This window comes from Bifidobacterium sp. MSTE12 (assembly GCF_000513015.1).
In the GTDB taxonomy this organism is placed as follows: Bacteria; Actinomycetota; Actinomycetes; order Actinomycetales; family Bifidobacteriaceae; genus Bifidobacterium; species Bifidobacterium dentium.
On sequence record NZ_AZYA01000010.1, the window covers coordinates 1 to 5,379 of the forward strand.

8 protein-coding genes are annotated in these 5,379 nt (G+C 66.8%); all 8 read right to left on the reverse strand.

Annotated features, from left to right (window positions below; all coding sequences use genetic code 11):
* Window positions 1-44: 44 nt before the first annotated feature.
* Window positions 45-1,133 (reverse strand): hypothetical protein, encoded by a 1,089-nt coding sequence (locus HMPREF1494_RS02900; RefSeq protein WP_051404699.1) that lies wholly within the window; start codon window positions 1,131-1,133, stop codon window positions 45-47.
* A gap of 3 nt (window positions 1,134-1,136) precedes the next feature.
* Complete coding sequence (locus HMPREF1494_RS02905) at window positions 1,137-1,553, reverse strand: hypothetical protein (RefSeq protein WP_034466108.1); 417 nt, start codon at window positions 1,551-1,553, stop codon at window positions 1,137-1,139.
* Window positions 1,550-2,089: a hypothetical protein gene (locus tag HMPREF1494_RS02910; protein ID WP_034466110.1), complete on the reverse strand. Its 540-nt coding sequence runs from the start codon at window positions 2,087-2,089 to the stop codon at window positions 1,550-1,552. The genes HMPREF1494_RS02905 and HMPREF1494_RS02910 overlap by 4 nt, the downstream gene beginning before the upstream one ends.
* The gene (locus HMPREF1494_RS02915; RefSeq protein WP_197017145.1) at window positions 2,082-2,495 is read right to left on the reverse strand and encodes a hypothetical protein; all 414 of its coding nucleotides are present in this window, start codon (window positions 2,493-2,495) and stop codon (window positions 2,082-2,084) included. The genes HMPREF1494_RS02910 and HMPREF1494_RS02915 overlap by 8 nt, the downstream gene beginning before the upstream one ends.
* The gene (locus HMPREF1494_RS10950) at window positions 2,492-3,328 is read right to left on the reverse strand and encodes a CHAP domain-containing protein (RefSeq protein WP_051404700.1); all 837 of its coding nucleotides are present in this window, start codon (window positions 3,326-3,328) and stop codon (window positions 2,492-2,494) included. Before HMPREF1494_RS10950 ends, HMPREF1494_RS02915 begins: the two co-directional genes overlap by 4 nt.
* A 182-nt stretch (window positions 3,329-3,510) precedes the next feature.
* Window positions 3,511-4,110: a gp53-like domain-containing protein gene (locus HMPREF1494_RS02925; RefSeq protein WP_034466111.1), complete on the reverse strand. Its 600-nt coding sequence runs from the start codon at window positions 4,108-4,110 to the stop codon at window positions 3,511-3,513.
* Window positions 4,107-4,889, reverse strand: a complete 783-nt coding sequence (locus tag HMPREF1494_RS02930; RefSeq protein WP_034466113.1) for a hypothetical protein — start codon at window positions 4,887-4,889, stop codon at window positions 4,107-4,109. The genes HMPREF1494_RS02925 and HMPREF1494_RS02930 overlap by 4 nt, the downstream gene beginning before the upstream one ends.
* The coding region (locus HMPREF1494_RS11555; protein ID WP_034519373.1) for a hypothetical protein at window positions 4,886-5,379 on the reverse strand (494 nt) is incomplete at its 5' end. The genes HMPREF1494_RS11555 and HMPREF1494_RS02930, both read right to left, overlap by 4 nt.

The following is a 5,379-nucleotide window of genomic DNA, read 5'->3' on the forward strand; positions in this document are numbered from 1 at the left end:
CGGGCACGTCACCGCCGTCGCGTCGACGGCGATAAATGGTCAGCTCAGCCACGGGCGACCACCTGGACACCGATTCCGTTACTCCCTTGGACGTTCGGGTAGGTCACGACCAGGTCAGCGGGAGAGGCTGCGACCCTCTTCGCGAGCGTCACAGTCTGGTAATTCAGGCCGTCCTGCGCTGCGAACTCGATCTTCTCCCAGCCCTCCGAGACCGTAACCTGCTCAGATGACTCGACGGCACTCGTGCGCTCGAAAGTAAAGCCGAGCGCGAGACCAGCACCCGCGAGCGCGGGCGCCGTGCAGGTCTTGGTTTCGACAGGTTCGGCCTGGCGTTTCTTGACGGTGCCGGCCTCGATGGAGGACGCTCCGCGTACGGTGGCTGCGGCCCAGCCGATCTCGGCGTTCTGAGACATGCTGATCGTGATCGTGGGTGCCCACGGTCCGGTGACGACGGTCGCGCTCATGGTGCCGACCCAGTACGGGTCGACGAGGGTCGTCCAGCCCTGGGGGAGGTTGGCGGTCGCGCGACCGCCTTGAGCCTTCTCGTTGATGCCGAGGATGATCTTGTCTCCGGCCGTGCCGTCGAGCTTCACGGTGATTGTCTGTCCGACGACGGATCCCGAGGCGTGAGCAACGACTGAGGGGCCGGCGGCTGGCGCGGGTCCGGGTGTCGGGGTCGGAGGCTGCGCGGGCGACGCTGCGGCGGCGAGGAAGTACAGCACGCCGTCTGGCAGGCGCTGCGCTTCGGCCTCGGTGGCGACGACAGTGATGCCGACGCCTGTGAGCGCGGCCTGCAGCTCGGCCTTCGTAGCGAGGCCCGTCAGGTCGGAGCGCTTAGCAACGCCCGCAACCTCATCCTTCGTTGCGTAGGCCGTGAGGTCAGCGCGAGAGGCGAGGTCGGCCACCTGCCGGGTGGTCGCGTAGCTGCCCAGTTCCTCGCGCGTAGCGAGGCCCTGCAGCTCTGCCTTCTTCGCGTAGTCGGTCAGGTCGACTCTGCCGCCGGCTGCGGCGGTCGCGACGTCGCCCTTCGTCGCGTAGCCGGACAGCTCAGCTTTGGTGGCGAGAGGTGCGACCGCGCGGGCGATCGCTTTATCGGTGCCCTGCTTCGTGTACAGGGTCGGTTTCGCTGCCATTTATCAGGCTCCGATCTCGAGTGTGTCCCCGTCGCCGGAGACCGTGCCGTTCAGGGTGAGGGTGTCCCCATCGCCGGAGACCTCGACGCTGCCCGTACCGGGGACCGGCGCGGGCGCAGGGGTCGGCGACGCGGCGCCGGAGAAGATCTGCGCCAGGTCGTAGGCGACCGACGGGCGCAGGGACACAGTCGCCTCGCGGAGCGTGCGACCCGGGATCGCGAGACGCAGATGCACCTGCGTCTCCGTGCGGATGTCGAGGGGGAGGACGATCTGTCCTCGCACATCGGCCTGTCGGGCCACCGGCCCGCCCGCGAGGACAGCGAGGTTCTCACCTGTCCCCGCGAGCGTAGCGACGATGTACGCCTGCGGCTCGGGAGCGCCGTCAAGCCGCCCGACAGTACCAGTAATGGTGGTCGTCACTGTTCGTTCATCCTCTCTTCGAGTTTGTCGAGGCGCTCGTGTAGCCGCGCGTGCGCGTCGTGCGAGTGCTCGTCGATGGTCCGCTGAGCCGCCTCACGTGCGACGCGCTCGTCGTGGATCTCTTCGGCCATGCGGCCTCCGCGCTCGTCGATCCGACCGACGCGGCTTTCGACGGCTTCGAGACTCTTCCCGTGATTGCTGAGCGTCGTCTCGACGCGCCCAAGCTGATCAGCGAGCGTGCCGACGTGGCCGGTCAGCTCGCCGATCTGGTCCGAGACCGCGTGGACGGTCGCGATCGCGCGATCAAGGTCATCCCTGATGTTGGTGTCGTGGTCGTTCGAGACCTGCGCGTCCGCCGATAGGGCGGCAGCGCGGGCCTCCTCGACCCCCTCGAGGACGTGCGCGAACTTCGCTTCGAGCCAGCGGCGCACCTGGCTCGCGACCAGCGCGACGACACCTGTCATCGCGACGAGGACCGCGACGACGAGCGCCGCCAGAGCGTCCGTGACTTTCGGGTCCGCAAGCAGCTCAGTCACGGCTGGCCTGCGCGGCCCCGTCAACTACCCGGGTCGAAGGAACAGAATCAGCGGCAGCGCGAACTTCCTTGACGGACTCGCCGCCAGGCGTCACAGCACCGACCCAGTCAATCAGGCTCACGCCGTGAATACGGACGGCGGAGAGTACCTGGAACACGCTCCACGCGATGCCCAGGAAAACGCCGGCCTGTGCGATCAGCAGCCGCCACGTCGCCGGATAGGTGCCAGACACCCAGACGGCGAGAGAGACGATGACCGCGACCACGGCCAGCAGCACCTTACGACGCGACGGTGTCCAGTACGGACGGTCGAGCGCGGCCTGTACCATCGGCCAGATCAGGCCGACGACGACCGTCGTCAGAAAAGGATCCGTATGAAGCCCAAGAAGCAGGTCATTCATCGTCATTCCCCCTTCTCCGCGCCCGCGAGCGCGGTGTTAATCGCCTGGTTGGTGGCGGGGCCGTAGATCTCGTCGTCATCGACACCGACGGCGCGCTGGAGGTCGCCGACGACTCGATCGTGCGCCTCGTCCGAGGCATCGCCCCAGACCCCGTCAGCCTCGGTACCGATCACGGACTGCACGTACTCGATCCCGAAGGGGAACTGCCGCCCGCCCCAGGAGCTGGCGGCTACGACGGCATAGATACGCTTCGTTGTATCGGGACCGACGACATTGTCAGCGGTCGCGCCGACCGCAGCCTGCAGCGCCGTGACATCGGTGTAGCCCGATGCCGTGGCCGCGTCGCCGTAGTGCGGGCGGATGACCGCGCACACCGAGGACCAGTCTCTGGTCCTACGCCACACGCCGCCGCCGTTCGACTGAGAGCCCGCAGCGCCGGAGCTGGTGTTGAATTCAATCGTCTGTATCCATCCGCCGTAATTGGCCTCAACGATTCCGACGTGGTCGGCGATGCCGTCGTCGTCCCAGTCGAAGCAAACCAGGTCTCCGGGCGCTGCCTGGGTCATGGGGGAGACGAGTCGGCCTTCGCGCGCGGCTGCGTTGATCCCGTAGGGGACATAGGCGAAGTCCCCGCCGGGCAGGACAGACTTGTCCTCATCGTCGGTCGCGCACCATGACGCGCCCATAGCGCAGAACGGCACGCCCGACGTGCCGTAGTATGCGCCGTGGCGCTTTGCGTACCAGCGACCGTACTTCGACCCCTCTTCGGGGTCATCCCAGCGCGTGTAACCAATTTCGCCGGCTGCCCATGCGAGGACGTTCTGTGCGGTCATGCTCATCGCGCGGCCTCCGTCTGCTCGTAGGGGATGTAGATCGGGGCAACGACGTCGGGCGGCGTATCCGTCGCGGGCGTCATCGAAGCCATGAGCTGCTCAATGGTCGGTTCCATTTGTTTCTCCTCTTGGGTGTAGGAAAGCCCCCGGACGGGCTTGTCCGAGGGCGTGAAAGATCAGGTGGGGTGTCAGTAGCCGATCGCGGTCCACGAGTAGGCGTGACGGCCAGCGGTCGTGACCCCCGGCAGCATCGCACGGAAGCCATTCCTGGTCATCGAGTCAAGGCAGAACTGCTGGGCATTCTTGAAGTTCCAGCCTCCCGACCCCGTCCCATACAACGGCGTGAGCGTGACAGATACGCACTCGGTCGGGAAAGGCGTCTGGAATGTCACAAAGTCAAGATATAGATTCCCGAACGCAACCTCCGTCGCCGATGTCGCGACCCTGCCCGCCTTGATGAGGCCATTCCGCACGCCGGCGCTCAGGCCACTGCCGACAGGCACGTCTCCTGTCGCCGCCAGCTCCATCTGCAGATTCGACTCGCCCGACCAGCGACGACCATCCCACACGCGGATAGCGTTCAGATCGGTCCTCCAGACATACACAGGCTGCGCAGGGGACGCGGTGAGGCCCACGCCCGCGAGCGCGGCGACGTACTGGGAGGCAGCGGTCTCGGACGCGCAGGCCTTGTACGAAGGAATGGACAATGACAGGTCGAGGAGATCCTGTCGGCGGGCCGGGTCGGTAGGGGAGGGCACCTTGTGTCCGCGCTGGTCCTGGTAGCTCATTGCGCACGCCTTTCTACGGGTTTAACTGGGAGCGTTTCTGTGTAGTCGATGTGGAGGGCCGCGCTATCGCCGCCCTTGATGATGCCGCCATAGGCCGCGCCGACGAGCGCGAGGCCAGCGCCAGCGGGGATCGTCTTTGCCAGGGCCGTGATGTCGACCTGTGCCTGCGCGGCGCTCACGTTGATCGTCTGCGTCGCGCCGATGGGCTGCGGACCCGACTCCGAGTAGGCGGTGGGCTGAATCACGAGCGCCCAGGGCGGGACGTGCGCCGCGGGTCGGACAGTGAGCAGCGCTCGGGTGATTGTGATTGTGCCGAGTGCTTCGAGCTGGCGCCCATAAGTGATGAGGCCCCGGAGCCGCTGGCCTGCGGGGTTGGTGCCCTGCCAGGCTCCGCCGTCTCCGTACCGCGACCAGCCGCCGGGTATCCAGGTGCCCATCCACTGCGGCGTGAGCACCGCGTGCCGTGCGACCGGCTTAGGCTCGGGAGTTTTCGGGACCGCCGGGAGCGGCCCTTCGGGTGACGGGGCAGGCCCGAGCGCATGGACGGGACGGCCCGTGTCCGGATCGAGGAGCACGTGCGCGGTTTTCACTCCCGCCCAGTTGACGGCGGTCGCGGGAATCTGGACCCCGGCGCCTCCGTACAGGGAGACAATGAGCTGGCGCCCTCCTTCGACGAGGTCGACGATCCGCGCGATCGCCGTCGTTGACCTGTCCGACCCGTACCTGGGAGGCAGATCATCCGGCGTAGAGGAGATCAAGTCCATGACGCGGATCGTCATAGCGTCACCTCCACGTCGGTTTTCTGCGTCCCCTTGTACGTGAGGGGAACTTCGTAGGCGGTCACGAGGCCCCAGAGGGTTTTCGGCTCAGCAGCTAGGACAGGCTGCGTGACGATCTCGATAGGCTGATCGAGCGCGACGCGCGGATCCGGTGCGTGCTCCACTGGGACTTTGACTTTTCTGCGGATCGACTCAGCGAGCATCGCCTCAGCGGTTTTCCGTGCCTGCTCCTGCGACGTGATGAGCGGCGAGGAGAAGAAGCGGGGGACAATTCCGTAGGGTCCGTCGGTCCTCATCGGGCCAGTCGTCTGATCCGCGACCGCCTGGAACGCCGGCGCGCCCTCGTCGTGTCCGTCCTGGCCGCGCGCGACGACGCGGTTATATACCTTGTCGCGCGAGACCTGGGACGAGACGCCGACGACTGTGCCGTCCAGGTCGTCCGTGAGTCGCAGCTTCGGCTGCGAGACCGGCGGTGAGACCGGCGGGGTCA